At 62.8% G+C, this 18,015-nt stretch carries 18 protein-coding genes; 16 read left to right on the forward strand and 2 right to left on the reverse strand.

All coding sequences use genetic code 11. The annotated features are described in order from the left end of the window. Positions 1-57 precede the first annotated feature (57 nt). The 16 genes from U5A65_RS22745 to U5A65_RS22820 all read left to right on the forward strand — a co-directional run bounded on the left by U5A65_RS22745 (position 58) and on the right by U5A65_RS22820 (position 16,083). Positions 58-975, forward strand: coding sequence for a formylglycine-generating enzyme family protein (locus U5A65_RS22745; RefSeq protein WP_321910032.1), 918 nt, complete (start codon positions 58-60; stop codon positions 973-975). 48 nt (positions 976-1,023) lie between these two features. Beyond that, positions 1,024-2,535 (forward strand): arylsulfatase, encoded by a 1,512-nt coding sequence (locus U5A65_RS22750; RefSeq protein WP_321936517.1) that lies wholly within the window; start codon positions 1,024-1,026, stop codon positions 2,533-2,535. Positions 2,536-2,664: 129 nt separating this feature from the next. Continuing rightward, positions 2,665-3,528, forward strand: a complete 864-nt coding sequence (locus U5A65_RS22755) for a hypothetical protein (protein WP_321910034.1) — start codon at positions 2,665-2,667, stop codon at positions 3,526-3,528. Positions 3,529-3,538: 10 nt separating this feature from the next. After that, positions 3,539-4,000 carry a DUF202 domain-containing protein gene (locus tag U5A65_RS22760; protein ID WP_321910036.1) on the forward strand — a complete coding sequence of 154 codons (462 nt, stop codon included), beginning with the start codon at positions 3,539-3,541 and terminating at the stop codon, positions 3,998-4,000. Positions 4,001-4,281: 281 nt separating this feature from the next. After that, complete coding sequence (locus U5A65_RS22765) at positions 4,282-5,370, forward strand: sn-glycerol-3-phosphate ABC transporter ATP-binding protein UgpC (RefSeq protein ID WP_321910038.1); 1,089 nt, start codon at positions 4,282-4,284, stop codon at positions 5,368-5,370. After that, complete coding sequence (locus U5A65_RS22770; RefSeq protein WP_321910039.1) at positions 5,360-6,286, forward strand: sugar ABC transporter permease; 927 nt, start codon at positions 5,360-5,362, stop codon at positions 6,284-6,286. Before U5A65_RS22765 ends, U5A65_RS22770 begins: the two co-directional genes overlap by 11 nt. After that, a complete protein-coding gene (locus U5A65_RS22775; RefSeq protein WP_321936520.1) occupies positions 6,283-7,146 on the forward strand; it encodes a carbohydrate ABC transporter permease in 864 nt (287 codons plus the stop codon). Before U5A65_RS22770 ends, U5A65_RS22775 begins: the two co-directional genes overlap by 4 nt. 125 nt (positions 7,147-7,271) lie before the next feature. After that, positions 7,272-8,603: an extracellular solute-binding protein gene (locus tag U5A65_RS22780; protein WP_321947521.1), complete on the forward strand. Its 1,332-nt coding sequence runs from the start codon at positions 7,272-7,274 to the stop codon at positions 8,601-8,603. A gap of 76 nt (positions 8,604-8,679) precedes the next feature. Next, positions 8,680-10,191 carry an alpha-N-arabinofuranosidase gene (locus tag U5A65_RS22785; protein WP_321947523.1) on the forward strand — a complete coding sequence of 504 codons (1,512 nt, stop codon included), beginning with the start codon at positions 8,680-8,682 and terminating at the stop codon, positions 10,189-10,191. Between the two features lie 17 nt (positions 10,192-10,208). Continuing rightward, positions 10,209-10,973, forward strand: coding sequence for a FadR/GntR family transcriptional regulator (locus U5A65_RS22790; RefSeq protein WP_321936522.1), 765 nt, complete (start codon positions 10,209-10,211; stop codon positions 10,971-10,973). Between the two features lie 328 nt (positions 10,974-11,301). After that, positions 11,302-12,435, forward strand: coding sequence for a branched-chain amino acid ABC transporter substrate-binding protein (locus tag U5A65_RS22795; RefSeq protein ID WP_321910049.1), 1,134 nt, complete (start codon positions 11,302-11,304; stop codon positions 12,433-12,435). A 230-nt stretch (positions 12,436-12,665) separates the two neighbouring features. Further along, positions 12,666-13,565, forward strand: coding sequence for a hypothetical protein (locus U5A65_RS22800; RefSeq protein ID WP_321947525.1), 900 nt, complete (start codon positions 12,666-12,668; stop codon positions 13,563-13,565). A gap of 428 nt (positions 13,566-13,993) precedes the next feature. Then, positions 13,994-14,179: a hypothetical protein gene (locus U5A65_RS22805; protein WP_321910051.1), complete on the forward strand. Its 186-nt coding sequence runs from the start codon at positions 13,994-13,996 to the stop codon at positions 14,177-14,179. Positions 14,180-14,238: 59 nt separating this feature from the next. Then, positions 14,239-14,421 (forward strand): DUF6726 family protein, encoded by a 183-nt coding sequence (locus tag U5A65_RS22810; RefSeq protein ID WP_321947527.1) that lies wholly within the window; start codon positions 14,239-14,241, stop codon positions 14,419-14,421. 14 nt (positions 14,422-14,435) lie between these two features. Continuing rightward, positions 14,436-15,275, forward strand: a complete 840-nt coding sequence (locus tag U5A65_RS22815) for a hypothetical protein (protein WP_321936524.1) — start codon at positions 14,436-14,438, stop codon at positions 15,273-15,275. Between the two features lie 163 nt (positions 15,276-15,438). After that, the gene (locus U5A65_RS22820) at positions 15,439-16,083 is read left to right on the forward strand and encodes a flagellar basal body L-ring protein FlgH (RefSeq protein ID WP_321947529.1); all 645 of its coding nucleotides are present in this window, start codon (positions 15,439-15,441) and stop codon (positions 16,081-16,083) included. Between the two features lie 94 nt (positions 16,084-16,177). Here the strand turns inward: U5A65_RS22820 and U5A65_RS22825 are convergent, their stop codons facing one another. Both U5A65_RS22825 and U5A65_RS22830 read right to left on the reverse strand, forming a co-directional pair. Beyond that, complete coding sequence (locus U5A65_RS22825) at positions 16,178-16,993, reverse strand: response regulator (protein ID WP_321910054.1); 816 nt, start codon at positions 16,991-16,993, stop codon at positions 16,178-16,180. Positions 16,994-17,078: 85 nt separating this feature from the next. Next, positions 17,079-17,678, reverse strand: coding sequence for a hypothetical protein (locus U5A65_RS22830; protein ID WP_321910055.1), 600 nt, complete (start codon positions 17,676-17,678; stop codon positions 17,079-17,081). Positions 17,679-18,015: the final 337 nt, after the last annotated feature.

The following is an 18,015-nucleotide window of genomic DNA, read 5'->3' on the forward strand; positions in this document are numbered from 1 at the left end:
GCACCTGAAGCGACCAGTGACATCCGTGACACCGCCTCGCCAACTGGATCGCCAGATATGGTCCACATTGCGGGCGGCACATTCCTGATGGGCTCGAATCAGCACTACCCGGAAGAAGCGCCGGCGCACAAAGTGCGCGTTCGCAGCTTCTGGATAGATCGCCATACGGTCACGAATGCCCAGTTCAGGCAATTCGTCGACGCGACCGGCTACATCACCTCAGCCGAGCGGCCGGCAAACCCCGACGATTATCCCGGCGCATTGCCCGAGATGCTGGAGCCCTCTTCGGTGACGTTCGCCAAACCTCCACGCCGCGTTGACCTGCGCAATCACTACAACTGGTGGGCCTACACGCGGGGCGCGGACTGGCGGCATCCACGCGGCCCGGCCAGTTCACTGGAAGGGCTCGAGGATCATCCCGTCGTGCACGTCTCCTATGAGGACGCCGCCGCTTACGCGCACTGGGCGGGCAAGGACCTGCCCACCGAAGCCGAATGGGAATTCGCCGCGCGCGGCGGCCTGGAGGGCGCCGAGTTCGTATGGGGCGATGAGTTCACACCCGAAGGCCGGCAAATGGCCAATACGTGGCAAGGCGAGTTTCCGTGGCAGAACCTGCTCGAAGACGGCTACGAATGGACTGCGCCGGTCGGCTCGTTTGCGCCCAACGGCTACGGCCTCTACGACATGGCCGGCAACGTGTGGGAGTGGACGAGCGACTGGTACCAGGATCACGGCAAGATCGTTAAGGCGTGCTGCACGCTGGACAATCCGCGCGGCGGAACCATCGAATCCAGCGTCGACCCGCGCACGCCGCAACTCACGATACCGCGCAAGGTCATGAAGGGTGGCTCGTACCTGTGCGCACCGAATTACTGCAGGCGTTACCGGCCCGCCGCGAGAATGGCTCAGCCTGTCGATACCTCCACGTGCCATGTGGGCTTTCGTTGCGTGGTCCGCGATAACGCTTCCGGTTGAATCCCACACCGCTACCGTCGACGGTAGCTCTACGACAAGGAGTGTTCCATGGCGGGCAAGAAGAAACCCAACTTCCTGATCCTCTGGGGCGACGACATCGGCCAGTCCAATCTCAGCATCTTCACGAAGGGGCTGATGGGCTACCGCACACCCAACATCGACAGCATCGGCGAGGCCGGCGCAGTGTTCACCGACTACTACGGCGAACAGAGCTGCACCGCAGGCCGCGCGTCGTTCATCACGGGACAGTGCGGCTTGCGCACGGGACTGACCAAGGTCGGCCTGCCCGGTGCGCCGCTCGGTATGCGCGCCGAGGATCCGAATATTCCGGAACTGCTGAAGGACCTTGGCTATAGCACCGGACAATTCGGCAAGAACCATTTCGGCGATCGCGACGAGCATCTCCCCACGATGCACGGCTTCGACGAGTTCTTCGGCAACCTCTATCACCTCAACGCCGAGGAAGAGCCGGAACTACCCGACTACCCCGATGCCAACGAGTTTCCCGACTTCCGCAAGAAGTACGGCCCGCGCGGCGTGCTGCACTGCTGGTCCGACGGCAAGGGCGGCCAGAAGATCGACAATACCGGCCCGCTCACCAGAGAGCGGATGAAAACGGTCGATACCGAATTTCTCGCGGCCGCGAAGGAGTTCATCCAGAAAGCGCATAAAGAAGACAAGCCGTTCTTCCTCTGGTTCAACACCTCGCACATGCACTTCCGCACGCATATCGAGGACCGCATCCGTGGCCAGGCAGGTCGTTGGCAGTCCGAATATCATGACTGCATGGTCGAGCACGACAAGCATATCGGCGAGATGCTCGCGTTGCTCGACGAACTGGGCATTGCGGACGACACGATGGTCATGTACAGCACCGACAACGGTCCGCACATGAACTCCTGGCCCGACGCCGGCATGACGCCGTTTCGCAACGAGAAGAACTCCAACTGGGAAGGTGCGTACCGCGTGCCCTGCCTCGTGCGCTGGCCGGGGGTGATCGAGCCGGGCACGGTGTGCAACGAGATCGTGAGCCACCTCGACTGGCTGCCCACCATCGTCGATGCAGCGGGCAACCCGGATATCAAGGAGGAACTCAAGAAAGGCTTCAAGGCCAATGGCAAGGACTTCAAGGTCCATCTCGACGGTTTCAGCCTGCTGCCCTACTTCACCGGCAAGGCGAAGAAGCCGGAGCGAAAAGGCTTCTTCTATTTCACCGACGACGGCGACCTCGCGTGCCTGCGCTTCGACAACTGGAAAGTGGTCTTCATGGAGCAGCGCACGACCGGCACATTGAGGATATGGGCCGAACCGCTCGTCACCTTGCGGGTGCCGAAGATATTCAACCTGCGAACAGACCCCTACGAACGGGCCGATATCACATCCAACACCTACTACGACTGGCTGCTCGATCACGTCTTCATTCTCGTGCCGGCACAAGCCGGCGTCGCCGAATTCCTGCAGACCTTCAAGGAATTCCCGCCACGCCAGAAAGCGGCGAGCTTCGGCGTGGACCAGGTGGTCGAGAAGATGATGGACGCCGCAGGCGGCGGTCACCGCTAGCCACCGCTAGCCACCGCTAGCCACCGCCAGTCAGCCCACGCGGCGCGTGTTCGCGCGCCACTGCGTTAGTGCAGCCCTCGGGTGGCGTTCGTCCGCACGCCACCGAGGGCACGCCGTGCCAGGACATCCATGGACGCCAAGGCCCTGACTCTCCTCGCGCTCCAGTGCGCCATTGCAGGAACGGTCTTCACGTATGGCTTGCAGGCCACGCGCGACGACCTGCTCTACATCGCACGCCGGCCCGGCCTGCTCGTGCGCTCGCTCATCGCCATGCTGGTTATCATGCCGCTCATCGTGGTCGCGTGCGTGTATTACCTCCAGTTGCCGCAGCCGACCGCCGTCGTGCTGATCGCGCTCGCCATCTCGCCGGTGCCGCCGCTATTGCCCAGAAAACACAAGAAAGCAGGCGGCATCGCGCCCTACGGCCTGGGTTTGCTCGTGGTGCTTGCGCTGGTTTCCATCGTCACGGTTCCGCTCTCGGTGGCACTCTTGAACTGGCTCTTTGCCGAAGCGATAGCGGTCGGCCCGGTTGCGATCATGAAAATCGTGCTGACCATGATCATCGCCCCGCTCGTGGCGGGCGTGCTGGTCTCGAAGCTCGCTTCAGGCGCCGCACAGCGCCTGCTCGCGCCCGTTCGGCTCGTGGCCACCGTACTGCTGTTTGCGGGCATACTCGCCCTGCTGGCAGGCACCTGGCATGGAATCTGGGTGGCCACCGGCCACTGGACGGTAGTCGCCATCGTTGCCTTCGTGCTTGCGGGCCTGATCGTCGGGCACTGGCTCGGCGGGCCCGAGCAGCAGCACGCATCAGTGCTTGCGCTGTCCACCGCCTCGCGCCATCCCGCCATCGCACTGTCCATTTCCGCTGTCAACTTTCCCGGCGAGCAGTTCGCACCCACGCTGGTGCTCTATCTGATCCTGTGCACGATGCTGGCCATTCCATACGTGAAATGGCAACGCAGCCGCTCAGCGCTTTCATCCGGCACGCCTTAAAGGTCACGCCATGCCTACCTCACATGACCGCGACAATCCCTTGATACCCGACACGGACTTGTCGGCGCCCGTCAAGCCCGACGAAGGCACGCTGCAAACGCGCGCACGCACCTCGCTCGCGATCGAGCGCACCTTTCTCGCGGCCGAACGCACGCTCATGGCCTGGCTGCGCACCGCGCTGTCGATGATCAGCTTCGGCTTTACGCTCGCGAAGTTTTTCGAATACGTGGAAAGCCAGAAGGGCGCGCCCATTGTCGGGCATTTCGGCACAACGTGGTCGCCGCGCGCGGTCGGCACGGCGATGGTCGTGATCGGGACGGTGGCCTTGCTGGTCGCGGTCGTGCAGCATAAGCGCCGCGTCAATGCGCTGCGGCGCGAGGGCCTGTTGCCGCAATGGAATCTCGCCTACTGGGTCGGGATTGCGGTGGCCGCGCTCGGCGCATTTGCGCTCGGCACGTTGGTGCTGGACTGATCGCCGACGGGGACCGGCAACGCCGGCACCCAGGTCAAAACAACTTCCTTGTCTTTATTCAGGATGCCAAATAATTTTAATTTCAATTAGCGCATCCTCCCTCTTTGATCAATCAACACCCCCACGTCACGTGCGAATTCAGCCCCTCACGCAATTCGCATAGAACCCATTATTTGGGACACCGGATGATCAGTGTTTACACGAATGGGTTAGGTGGCCGCTCTTTTCATAATATCAACGCACTAAAAGCGGCGGTACGAGACTACTCCACAGGAGGCACCGTGACGGGCATCCGACTGAGCGGCGTAACGAAGCGGTATGGCGAAACCGAGGTGATCACCGGCCTCGACCTCGACATTCAATCCGGTGAGTTCCTTGTCTTCCTTGGCCCCTCGGGCTGCGGAAAATCCACATTGCTGCGCATGATCGCCGGGCTCGAAACCGTGAGCGACGGCCAGATCAGCATTGGCGAGCGGCGCGTGAACGAACAGCCTCCGGGCAAGCGCGGCGTGGCGATGGTGTTTCAGCACTACGCGCTCTACCCGCACATGACCGTGTACGACAACATGGCGTTCGGCCTGCGCAATACGGGTGTGAGCGCGGGCGAAGTCGACCAGCGCATCAACGAAGCCGCGCGCATGCTCGAACTCAGCCCGCTGCTGCAGCGCCGCCCCGCCCAGCTTTCGGGCGGTCAGCGCCAGCGCGTTGCAATCGGGCGCGCCGTCGTGAAGGAGCCCGAAGCGTTCCTGTTCGACGAGCCGCTCTCCAACCTCGACGCCGCGCTGCGCACTCGCACGCGCCTCGAACTGGCGCGCATTCATCAGCGCCTGCACTCGACCATGGTGTTCGTCACGCACGACCAGGTGGAAGCCATGACGCTCGCCACCCGCATCGTGGTCATGAACCGCGGGCGTATCGAGCAGATCGGCGCGCCGCTCGAGATCTACAAACGGCCCGCCACGCGCTTCGTCGCGGGCTTCATCGGCACGCCGGCCATGAACTTCATCGATGTCGAGCGGGTGGGCGACAACGGCGGCCGGTTGATCGTCGGACTGCCGTTCGACGGCGTGCACGCGCCCACGGCCATTGCCACAGCGAGCCTGCCCGCGGGCAAGCTCACGCTGGGCGTACGCGCCGAACACGTGCTGCTGGACCCGCAAGGGCCGCTGGTTGGCCGCGCCGAAGTCATCGAGCGGCTCGGTGACCGCTCGCTCGCCCATGTGAGCATGCCCAACGGCCAATTGCTCGTGGCCGAGTTGCCGCGTGCGCGCGAGCTCGATATCGAAACCGGAGACACGATCCGCATGAGTCTCGACGCGGCGCACCTGCATGTGTTCGACGAAACCGGGAAGGCGTGGCATGGCCTCTAATCGCTCGCTCGCAATCCCGCTGCCAAAAACGCGCGACGGCCGGCGGCGCAACCTGCGCGCGCCATGGTCCAACGCGCTGTTCGTGCTGCCGTTCGTGATCGTCTACGTGCTGTTGCTGATCGTCCCGTTGTGCCTCGGCTGGTGGCTCAGCCTGCAACGCGTGGACCTGCTCGCCGGCACGAGCGAGTTCATCGGCATGCGCAACTATCTCGACCTCACGCTCGACCCAATTTTTCGCGGCGCGTTGCGTAACACGTTCTACTTCGTCATCCTCACGGTCCCGATTTTCGTTCTGCTTGGCCTGGCGCTAGCGCTGGTGCTGAACCGCCCCGGCCGCTTCGGCGCAGCGCTGCGCGCGCTGTTTTTCGGGTCTTCGGTGTTATCGGTCACAATTGTCACGCTGGTCTGGAAGCTCGTGATGATGCCCGGCAACGGCCTGCTCGCCGACATGAGCCACGCGCTCCATTTGCCGGAATTCGTTCCGCTGATGCACGAGGCCACCGCGCTGCCCGCCATCGCCGTCGTCACGGTCTGGTGGATCATGGGCCTGCCGATGATGCTGTTTCTCGCGGCGCTCCAGCAGATTCCGCAGGAGCTTTACGAAGCCGCGGCGCTCGACAGCGCTTCGCGCTGGCGCACGTTCACGAAAATCACACTGCCTTCCATCTGGCGCACTGTCGCGCTCGTGGCAGTGATCGAAGCGGTGCTGCAGTTCCAGTTGTTCGGCCAGGCCCAGCTGCTCACAGACGGCGGCCCGAACAACTCCACGCGCCCGCTCGTGCAATTCATCTACGAAACCGGCTTCCGCCAATGGTCGTTCGGCTATTCCGCGGCAGCGGCGCAAGTGCTTTTCGCGCTGATGCTGATCGGGGTGGTTGCGCAGGCCTGGCTTCTGCGCAAGAAGGAGAAGGCATGAGCACGCTGGCTTTCGAAACGCGCTCGCGCGGCTCGCTAACGGGCCGCATGGGCGACCGCCTGATGCTCGGCGCCGTGGTGGTGCTCGCGCTGCTGTGGATCACGCCGCTCGTCTGGGTGCTGTGCCTCTCGTTCAAACCGAACGCGTTTCTCGAGCAGCACACCGACGTGCTCTTCTCGCCGCCCTTCACGCTGCGGAACTACACGAACATCCTCAACACCTCGGCGGTGGGTGGGTGGCTCGTCAACAGCCTCATCGTTTCGATCGGCCAGACGCTGCTCACGCTCGTCATCGCCTCGCTCGCGGGCTACGGCTTCGCGCGCACCGAGTTTCCCGGCAAGCGTTATCTCTACGTGCTCTGCCTTTGCGGACTCGCGGTGCCCGAGCAGGCGCTCGTGATTCCGCTACACCATATCTTCGCCTCGCTCGACTGGCACAACACCTATGGCGCGCTGATTCTGCCGCGTCTCGCCTCGCCGTTCGGCGTGTATCTCATGACGCAGTACTTCAAGGCCGTGCCCATCGAGATCGAAGAGGCCGCGTTGCTCGACAATGCTTCGCGTTTCAAGGTGTTCTGGCGCGTCGTGCTGCCGCTTTCGCTGCCGGCGCAAGCCACGCTCGCCATCTTCACGTTTCTCAGTGCGTGGAACGACTATCTCTGGCCGCTCGTGTCCGCCTCGAAGCCCGAGATGTACACGCTGACAATTGGGCTCGCTTCCACGCAAGGCAATTTCGCCCAGTCCGAAGGCATTGGTTACCTCATGGCCCAAGCCGTCTTCGCCGGCTTGCCCATCTTCGTGCTGTATCTGTTCTTCCAGAAGTACATCGTGGCGGCCGTGGCCGGCACCGCGGTTCGGTAGACGACGCCATCGAGTCACGCTTCGATCTGTTGCGCTCTATTTTTAATTAATTCGTAGTACAAACAAAACGATCCACTGGGAGCGCAGCGACAGCGCGGCAGCTGGATCTTCAACAGGAGAGAGACATGAGAAGATCGTTGGTGCGCGGCGTACTCACGCTCGCAGCGCTCGGCCTCGCGGCTGGTTTGACCGCGCCGGCCCAGGCCAAAACGGAAATCACGCTGTCGCGCTTCTTCGGCGCTTGCGACGCCGAATACGGCAAGGTCAACGACGTGAGCCAGGCCTCGGGCGAGTGCGGCATCATCACGACGCTCGTGAACCAGTTCAACGCGACGAACAAGGAAGACATCGTCGTCAAACCGCAGATCATCGAGTGGGCGCCCTACTATACGCAGCTCGACGCGCGCATTCTGAGCCGCGACGTGCCGACCATCTCGGTCATGCACGAAGCCGTGCTGGGCGACTACGTGAAGCGCAATCTGGTCGAACCGCTCGACGACGGCTTCAAGTCGGTTGGCGTGGACAAGAGCGATTTCACGGCCCAGGCGCACCGCGCCGTGACGTTCGGCGACAAGACCTATGCGCTGCCGTTCGACACGCATTCGTGGCTCTGGCACATCAACGTGAACCTGTTCAAGAAGGCGGGGCTCGTCGACGCGAGCGGCAAACCCATCCTGCCGAAGACGCCCGACGAACTGCTCGCGCAGGCGCAGCAATTCAAGGACAAGACGGGTCTGCCCTATTTTGCCGTGCCGATCGCCAATGAGTCGGCCGCGCAAACGCGCACGTTCGACACCTGGGTCTATCAGCAAAACGGCACGCTGTTCCCCAATGGCCCGACGAAGATCGACATGCACACGCCGGCCGCCACCAACGCGCTCACGCTCTACGACAAGCTCATGAAGGCGGGCTCGATCACGCCGGGCCTTGACTACGGCGCGGCCAATCAGGCCTTCGAAAACGGCAAGGCGGGCGTGCTCATGTGCGGCACATGGATGATCGAGGACTTCACGAATCTTGCGAAGAAGCCCGACTCCCCGCTTGCGAACGGCTACGACGTGGTGCCGTTCCCGAACCTGTACCAGAAGAAGGCCGTGTGGGCCGACGGTCACTCGTGGGTCATGCTCAAGGGCGGCGCGAAGGACGAGAAGACCCGCCACGCCGCGCTCGTGTTCCTCAAGTTCCTCTACGACCACGACGGCGACTGGGCGCGTACCGGCCACCTGCCCGCACGGGAGTCGATCATCACGAGCGCCAGCTTCAACGCGCTGCCGCACCGCGCGGAGATCAAGGAGATCTCGGCCACGGGTTACGCGCTGCCGAACACGGTGCCGCGCCAGTTCGCAATCCAGCAGATCGTGGGCGAAGAGACCAGCAACATGCTCTCGACCGGCAAGTCGGTTGCCGACGTGCAGAAGGAAGCTGAACAACGCACCAACGCCCTGCTCGCACGATAACGTCACCATGCGGTGCACGCCTGCGCGGCGCGCACCGCCTCACTTCACACCGCTACAGCATGGATAGAGGAACACCATGATCGCTTCCCGCCTCATCGTCGATCGCGACTTCGTCATTTCCGAACTCGACCGGCGCCTGTTCGGCGTCTTCGTCGAGCACATGGGCCGCTGCGTCTATACCGGCATTTTCGAGCCCGGCCATCCGGACGCCGACGAGCGCGGCTACCGCAAGGACGTGATGGCGCTCACGCGCGAACTCGGCCCGACGATCGTGCGCTATCCCGGCGGCAACTTTCTCTCGGGCTACAACTGGGAAGACGGCGTAGGCCCGCGAGAAGAGCGCCCGCGCCGCCTCGATCTTGCCTGGTACTCCACCGAAACCAACCAGTTCGGCACGAACGAATTCATCGAATGGTGCCGCTCGCTCGACATCGAACCGATGTACGGCGTGAACCTCGGCACGCGCGGCCCCGACGAGGCGCGCCGCTTCGTCGAGTATTGCAATCACCCGGGCGGCACGGCGCTTTCCGACCTGCGCCGCGAGCACGGCTATGAAAAGCCCCACGACATCAAGTTCTGGTGTCTCGGCAATGAAATGGACGGCCCGTGGCAAATCTGCCGCAAGACGGCCGAAGAATACGGGCGGGCCGCACTCGAAACGGCCAAGCTCATGCGCTCGGTCGACCCCACCATTCAGCTCGCGGCGTGCGGTTCCTCCACGCACGAAATGCCCACCTATGGCGCGTGGGAAGACCGCGTGCTCGACCATTGCTTCGAACAGGTCGATTTCATTTCGCTACATACTTACTTCGAGAACCGCCGCGATTCGACTGCCGAATTCTTCGGCAATATCGAAGTGATGGATCTGTTCATCAAGGAAATCGTCTCGGTGGCCGACAGCGTGGCCGCGCGCAAGCATTCGTCCAAACGCATCATGCTTTCATTCGACGAATGGAATGTCTGGTACAAGGCGCGCACCATCAACGATCTGCGCAAGCCGGGCTGGCCCGAGGCGCCGCGGCTCATCGAGGAGGTCTACAACCACGAAGACGCGTTGGTCGTGGGCGGCGCGCTCATCACGATGATGAACAACTCGGACCGCGTGAAGACCGCCTGTCTCGCACAACTCGTCAACGTGATCGGGCCGATCATGACGGAGCCCGGCGGCCGCGCGTGGCGTCAAACCATCTTCCACCCGTTCGCACAGGCCTCGAAATTCGGCCATGGCCGCGTGCTCAAGCCGGTGATCGATTCGCCCACCTACGAAGCGGAAACCTTTCCGGAGATCCCTTATCTTTGCGCGGCGGTCGTGGACGATCGCGCTACGGGCACGACGACCCTCTTCGCGCTCAATCGTCACCTGAGCGAGGAGATGGAATTGAATGTCGAGCTGCGTGGACTCGGCCGCGAACGTACGCTCGATCACGCGCTCGAGTTGTATCATGCCAACATGAAAGCGGTGAACACGGTGGAGGCGCCAACTACAGTGGCGCCGGCAGTCAACAACGCCGTGTCGGTCGAGGGGGAACGCGTGCGCGCGAAGCTCAAGCCGGGCTCGTGGAACGTGATTGTGACGACCGCCCGATAACACAGCACGCACACGCTGTGCACGACGTCCATGAAGGGGAAGTGATGTTCGAGCGCGAACCGATCGTTGGCAATATAACAACGCAGATCGCCAAGATTATCGGCATGCGCGTGGTCTCGGGCGAGTTCGCGCCCGGCGACGCGCTGCCGGTCGAAAGCGAACTGTGCAGTGCCTACGGCGTGAGCCGAACCACGCTGCGCGAAGCCATCAAACAGCTGGCGGCCAAACGGCTCATTGCCGTTTCGCCCAAAATCGGCACACGTGTCCTGCCTTTCTCCGACTGGAACCTGCTCGACCGCGACGTGCTCGCTTGGCGCCTCAACGCGCAGTTCGACTCGAAGATCGTCGAAGACATCTTCGAAATGCGCATCTGCTTCGAGCCGCGCGCGAGCTTTCTCGCCGCGCGCCACGGCAAGGAAGACACCTTCCAGATCATCGAGCGCCGGTACCTGGAACTGGCGAGCGCATACGGCCAGTCGGCCCAGCATGGCGCCTCCGACATTCGCGCAGCCGCCGACGCGAATCTCGAGTTTCATCTCGCCATCATCACGGCCTCGCAGAACGGCATGTTCATCACGATCGGCAATGCGATCAAGGCGGCGCTGCGCGTGTCGTCGGAGATGATGCAGCGCCAGGCCGCGAAGCCGAGCGAAGACCTCGAACTGCATGACGCCGTGCGCCGGCATATCGTGGCGCGCGAAGCCGACGCGGCGGCGGCTGCCATGACGCGCCTGCTCGAACAGTCGCGCGACCGGATTCTGCGCTATACGATCGCGCCGTGACGACGGTGGGCACGCGTTCGCGCGCTGTGCCCGCATTGTGCTGATTGCACCATCCGCCTCTACGCACGGCTTGCGCGCCGCCGCTACCCGTGCGCACCCTGGTCCGCGCCCGCTTGCGCCGACTATGCCGAAATCGTCACGAGTCGAACCCTAATCGACCAAGACGTACCTATTTTCGCTACCTAGACTGGCTTCGCCGATCTCGCCACGCTTCTCGCGCGAGCGCGAAGCTCACCGGCGTGTTCGCAACAACTCAAGATCGCATTCGCCGGCACCGAAGCAGGCAATGTCCGGCATTGCCCACCATGCACCTGAGGGGAAGTGAAAAGTGAATTTGAAGGTAACGCACTCCGCACTTGTAGTCGCCTGGGTATTTTCATCCGCCGCCGCGCACGCCGATGTCGTCAAGATTGGCTTTGCCGCGCCGCTCACGGGCGCGCAGTCGAACTATGGCACCGACATGCAAAAGGGCGTGCAACTGGCCATCAACGATTTCAACGCCACGCATCCCACCATCGGCGGCAAGGCGGTATCGTTCGAACTGGACTCGCAGGACGACCAGGCTGACCCGCACACGGGAACCGTGGTGGCGCAACGCCTGATCGACGATGGCGTGAGCGGCATCATCGGCCACTTCAACTCGGGCACCAGCATTCCTGCATCCGATCTGTACAACCGCGCCGGGCTGCCGCAGATTTCGATGGCGACCTCGCCGGTGTATACGGCGCGCGGCTACAAGACGACGTTTCGCCTGTTGACGAGCGACGCGCAGGCTGGCCGCATTGTCGGCTCCTATGTCGTGAAGTCGCTGCACTACAAGCGCATTGCGATTATCGACGACCGCACCGCCTACGGCCAGGGCATTGCCGACGAGTTCGCGAAGGCAGTCGAAGCCGCCGGCGGCACCGTGGTCAAGCGTGACTACACGAACGACAAGGCACTCGACTTCTCTGCAATCCTGACCAATCTGAAGGGCATGAATCCGGATGCGGTGTTCTATGGCGGCGGCGACGCGCAGTCGTCGCCGATGATCCGCAAGATGCGCCAGCTCGGCATCAAGGCGGCGTTCGTGACCGGTGAAATGTCGCGCTCGCCCACCTTCCTGAAGATCGGCGGCAGCGCGGCCGAAGGGGCGATCGTCTACATGGGCGGTCTGCCGAAGGACAAGATGCCCGGCTTCGCCAGCTACGCGTCGCGCTACAAGGCACGCTTTGGCGAGGACCCCATCACGTACTCGCCGTATTCGTATGATGGCACGATGGCGCTTCTCACCGCGATGAAAAACGCGAACTCGACTGATCCCAAGGTCTATGGCCCGTACCTCGACAAGCTGTCGATCAAGGGCGTTTCGGCGGCGACGATTTCGTACGACCCGACCGGCGACCTGAAGGATGCGCCTGTGACCATCTACAAGGTCCAGCATGGCGACTTCAAGCCGGTCGATACGATCGCGGGCAGTTGATCTCTTCGCGGGTCCATGAAGGACCCGCTGAATCCGCACTGTTTGGTCCTGGCCATCAGTGCGGATTCGTGTATCTCCCGCGCGCCCACCGTTCGAACACCCTCGGGTGCCAGATCGCTGTGTGCGATTGACCTGCGATGTGTCTTGCGTGCCTGTAGCCGGGCATGGCTGTTGCGCCCTTGCTCATACGTGGCGATACCGCCGCATGTCGAAAGCGAAGGGAGACAGTCATGAGGCAAACCGTATTGGGCGTCTACGACAGCTATGGGAGCGCACGTTCCGCGCAAAAAGCACTAGGCGAAGCAGGCGTTGCGCAGGCCGATATCGCCATTTACTCGATGTCGGTCGAGGCCCCGCTAGAAAAAGGGCCGCGTGTGTATGCGCCTGGCTTGAGTGATCCTGGGCAACACACACCGGTATTCGATCAACTCGAACGCTTGTTCGCGCGGCTCTTCACGCACGGCGCGTATCCACCGGAAACCGAAGATTACCGGGAGTTCGTTCGCCGCGGCGGATCGGTCGTCAGCGCGGACGTTTCCGAAATGCAGGTGAATCTCGCGCGCGAAGTCATGCGCAGCGCGGGCGCCGCCGACATCGAGGAGCGCAGCCAAGCCTGGCACAGCGCTTCCTCGCACATCGCGCCTTCCGGAAGCACGACGCGAGCGCCCGGCAATTTACACGCGACGTCGCCCGAGGCGGCGGCGCAGACACGGCGCGCTGCGTATGCTTCGGCAGTGCCAACCGTGGTCAGCGGCATGCAGCAGGTCACCACGCGCGCCGCAACCGCGCCCGAAGCGACCGCGAACGCAGCCGGAGCACAGCAGACATCGACGAGAGGCCTGGTAGGCGACCCTGTCATGGGCACGCCAATCGACGACGCCTCATACGAGACAGAAGTCCGCAAAGACTACGACACCAACTACGCCAACTCCGGCATGTCCTACGAAGAATATTGCGCAGCTTACGAGCACGGCGCAATGCTCGGGCAGGACGAACGGTATAGCGGACACGACTGGCAAGGCGTTGAACCGAATGCTCGCGCGGATTGGGAATCTCGCTACCCGGAAAACGGCTGGGAACGGTTCAAGGCTGCCGTTCGCCACGGCTGGGAGCGCATGAAGGGCGTTTGATGCGTTTGATGCCCTCGTGATCCCTTCTGCTTCCCACTGCTTACCGTCCCAGGCTGCTGAGTTGAGCAGCCTGGGGGCGCTCGCACTCAATTCACCTTCTTTTCCTCTCCCGCCCAAGACAGCGCACGCCAATCCGGCGTGCGCAAATCGCGCCTGAGGATCGCCCTCCGACCCGCCTCAAAGCATCGCGTATTCACGCCCCCCCGGCTGCATGTGCGCCATTCAATCTTGCACATACGTATACCCCTGGAAGGACTCGTAAGCGATTGGCCAAACGCCACGCTGATTCTTGCTTCATGCAAGCGCTCTCGAAGCGAAGATTTGCCTCGCCGCTCGCCGATTGCCCCCCGATCGGCGTAAGGCGGGGCGCGCTTCCCCCCTCTCGGCGCGCCCCTTCTTTTTGTTCCATTGCGCCAAGGAGGCCCATCATGACCAGCCCTATCGGTTCGAGCAGTATTGCGCACACGTCCTCGTTGACGTCGTCGGGCGAAAACCGCAGCACCAAGAACTCCACCACGGGAAACACCGGCGGCAACCCGTTTCCGCAACAGGAAACCCTGCATCCGGCTGCGCCGGTCGGTCCGCTCGGCCACAACATCAATACCTCGGCATGACCACTTCGCCGTCACGGGAAACGCCGACGCAGCGCTCGCCCATGTGCCTGACGCCACGGTTGTCAACGCATCTGGTGCGCGCCGCGTCGGCCGTTGCCCTCGCCTGCCTCGCCCTGCCGCTCGAAGGCTGTGCCGTGGTGGCCTTTCCATGCCGGGTCGCATCGGCCACGCTGAAGATCGTGCCGTTGGTCGGCCACCCGGCGGCCGTGCCGTTCGACGCTTGCGCGGCGGCGGTCGACTGATCGAGGTCCAGCCGATGAAACGGGCGCCATTGATCGCTTTCATTTTGAGCGCAGCATACCTGGCCGCGCCGCTCTCGTCCGCGCATGCGGACACGCATTTCGAAGGGCGCGTGCAAACGTACGTCGCGCCGAAGGCCCCCGCCCCTGCGGCAGCGGCGAGCGCGGTGAATGTTGCGAGCGCGGTGAATGTTGCGAGCGTGGACTCTGCGGCGAGCGCGGCAAAACCGTCGGCAGCGCCCGCGAAAAAGCGGCGCGCAGCGCCCGTTGCATCGGCCACCCGGGCGCGCGTTACACCGCCGGACGACTCGCCGTTCGCGTTTCGCGGCATTGCACTCGGCACGCCGCTGAGCGCGCTGCGGCAAACGGACATGGTGCGCGCGACGCCACACGAGAGCGAGCTGCTTTGCGAAACCGATATCGCGGGCAGCGACATCGGCATGATAGTCAAGAGCTACACGAGCCTTACCGTGGCCTGCCGATGGGCGCACCACACGGCGCAAGGCTGGACGCCTTCGCGAGCCGTGGTGGACGGCGTGCCCGCGGTCGACCATATCCTGCGCTTTGCGCACGCCACAGCCGGCGACCCGCTGCGTCTGTATGAAATGTCGTTCGTCGTGGATTCGACCACGGCGTTCGATTTGCGCAACCTGCTCGCCACGCGCTACGGTGCACCGCGCGTGCTCGGCGCACCTTCGCTGCCGCTGCTCGTGTGGGAGAACGCGTCGAGCACGATCACCATCTGCCTGCTGCCCGACAGCCAGCGCGCGACGCTCACGTACCTGCTCAAGCCCGCCACGCTGCGCGGCAAAGGCAGCGAGAAGACGCTCAAGCTCAGCCAGTTCGACGAAGGCTGAATCGGAACGCGCCGGGCAGCGGCCCGGACGCACTCCGACGATTTCGCCACATCCGATGAATCACTCTCGCACCCACTACTCCGCCATGCCATTTGTTCAATCGGAATCCTCAATTTCAAGCGCATGCCGCACGACTCGCTCGAAAGGCCTGCCGTACGTATTGGTGTGCGCATCGCTCGCCACTGCGCTCGCTGGCTGCGCGACGCCGGAGTCGATCGTCAATACGCCCATGACGCCGCCGCTCGCGGAACCGCTGCTGAACGTCAACACCAGCGGCGCGATCTACCAGTCGGGCACCGCCATCTCGCTGTACGAAACACCGCGTGCGCAGCGAATCGGCGACGTGCTCACGATCCGGCTTTCCGAAACGTACAGCGGCAACGACCTCACGAGCGCCGCCGCCAAGCGCGAGAGCAACATCACGGCCACGGCGGCCGATCAATCGACCGGCGCGGCGGCACGGCTCGCGCGCCTGTTCAATATCGGCTCGGCTTCGACTACGTTCAACGGAAGCGGCAATCACTCGCTTTCGAGCGACATGACCGGCACATTGGCCGTCACGGTCATCAGCAAGACGCCTACAGGCAATCTGGTGGTCTCGGGGGAGAAGATCATTGCGATGAGCGGCGAGCATCAACGCCTGCGGCTTTCCGGGATCGTCAATCCGAATGACGTGGAAGCCGATAATTACGTTGAGTCGGGAAAGATCGCCAACGCGCGGATCGAGCAGGTTGGGCGCGGGTTGCTCAACGATGCGACTACCGTTGGCTGGTTGCAGCGTATGTTTCTTAGTGTGCTGACGTTCTGAAGCTTTTTGGTCATTCCCGGCCGCGTTGGCCTTTCCCTGGTTTCAAGGAAAGGCCAACAGTGTCAGACCGGTCACGAAGCCGGGCATAAAACGCTCAGTCTTCCTCATCATCAGGCATTTCGCCTTCAAACTCGTTGGCGTACTCACCGCCAGCTTCACCCTCATGCTCGCGAGCATGTTCGCCGAAGCGCTCGGCGAAGCCAACTTCGCCATCGGGCACAAACACGTATCCGTGCCCCCATACCGTCTGAAGATAGCGCGGCTCGGAAGGATCGGTTTCGATCAGCCGCCGCAAGCGCCAGATCGCCACGTCGAGACTACGATTGCGGTACCGCCCCGCTTCCCCGTACACGATTTCGATAATGCGTTCGCGTGAAAGAATCGTCATCGAGTGATTGACGAACAGCTTGAGAAACGCGAACTCGCTAGACCGCAGCGGCATGCGAACCTCATCGCGATACAACTCCCGCGAACGGAAATCGAGCTCGAAAGGGCCGAAGCGAAACGATTCGCGGCTCTCCGGCGCGCCCGTGAGATTCGAAATGCTGCGCCGGCGCATGACCGACCGAATGCGCGCCACCAGTTCGCCCGGATCGAACGGTTTGCCAACATAGTCGTCGGCGCCGAATTCGAGGCCCAGCACGCGGTCGATGACTTCATTGCGCGCGGTGAGCATGATGACCGGCAGGTCGTCGCCGCTTTCGCGCAACGCGCGCAGCGCGCTGATGCCATCCACTTCCGGCATCATGATATCGAGCACGACAACCTGCGGCCGCTCGGAGCGCAGCCGCTCCTGCATCGCACGCACGGAAGGCAGCGTCGTGACGGTGAAGCCGCGCATCTGCAGATATTCGGCCGTGACGTCGCGCACGACCGGATCGTCGTCGACGAGAAAGATATTATTTGCCATGCGTAAATCGTAAGGGACGAGAACGAGCCGGTACAGGCCCGCAGCCTTACCAATCCTTTCCCGCGCGGCGCGCGGGCCACCAGATTTACTGGTCGCGTGAAGCGGACTGGAATGAATTGCTCAATTGCGTCTGGTCGACCACCATGCTGTCCACCAGCCCCTTGAGCTTTACCGCCGCACTCGAATAACGGTCGGTACCGAGGCCGCGCACTTCGTAACGCCCCGTAACGGCAATGTGGTTGTGCATGAAGATCGTCAGATTGATCGTCGAAAGATAGGCCCGGCTTTCGTCGCTGAACGTCGGTTTGCCAAATTCGATCGATGCGTTATACACGAGACGTCCTTCGCAGCTCACCGGCTCCGTTCCGGCGCCGTACACGTCCGAAGTCACGCCGCGCTGCGAGAGCACGAGCTGCAGCGAAGGCACGAAGTCTCCCGACGTGACCATGGGATTGTTCTCGATACAGATCGAGCTGAGATTGACCGGCCGGCCCGTCACGAATTTAGGCGAGGAGTAATTCGACGCGACCGCGTAACCCGCCTGAATCACGGAGCCAGTCGCATCGGCCGCGGTAATGAGCGTCCATGCGCAGCCGTTGAGCGCGAGCGCCGCGGCACACGCGGCGCCGAGTTTCACCGTGCGTGCGCTCGCACGGCTGACATATGACACGATTTCATGTGGCATGGGAGCGGATACCCGATGCGTTGATGGGCTGCGCGGACCATGACGTGCCCCCGGCAGGACTCAGCACGCATGATCGTTGCTAAGCGACGCGCGCGATGGCCGGGACATCGGTCAATGTTGAATGCCACTTTCCACTTCTTCAAAATCCTCCCGCACGGTAAGGACCTGAACACCCGCATTGCACGCCTTTTCAATGCACGGGTGCGCGCTACAGGCCGTCATCGCCCATTGGCGATTACCGCGCGCGGCGGTACATGTAATGTTTAGTAAGCGCTTCTGCATTCTCCCCGCTGAGTAAGACATTGCAGATTCATCGCCGCGCTATCTTTCTCACTGC

Origin of the sequence: Paraburkholderia sp. J10-1, from assembly GCF_905220165.1 — a bacterium.
GTDB lineage: Bacteria > Pseudomonadota > Gammaproteobacteria > Burkholderiales > Burkholderiaceae > Paraburkholderia.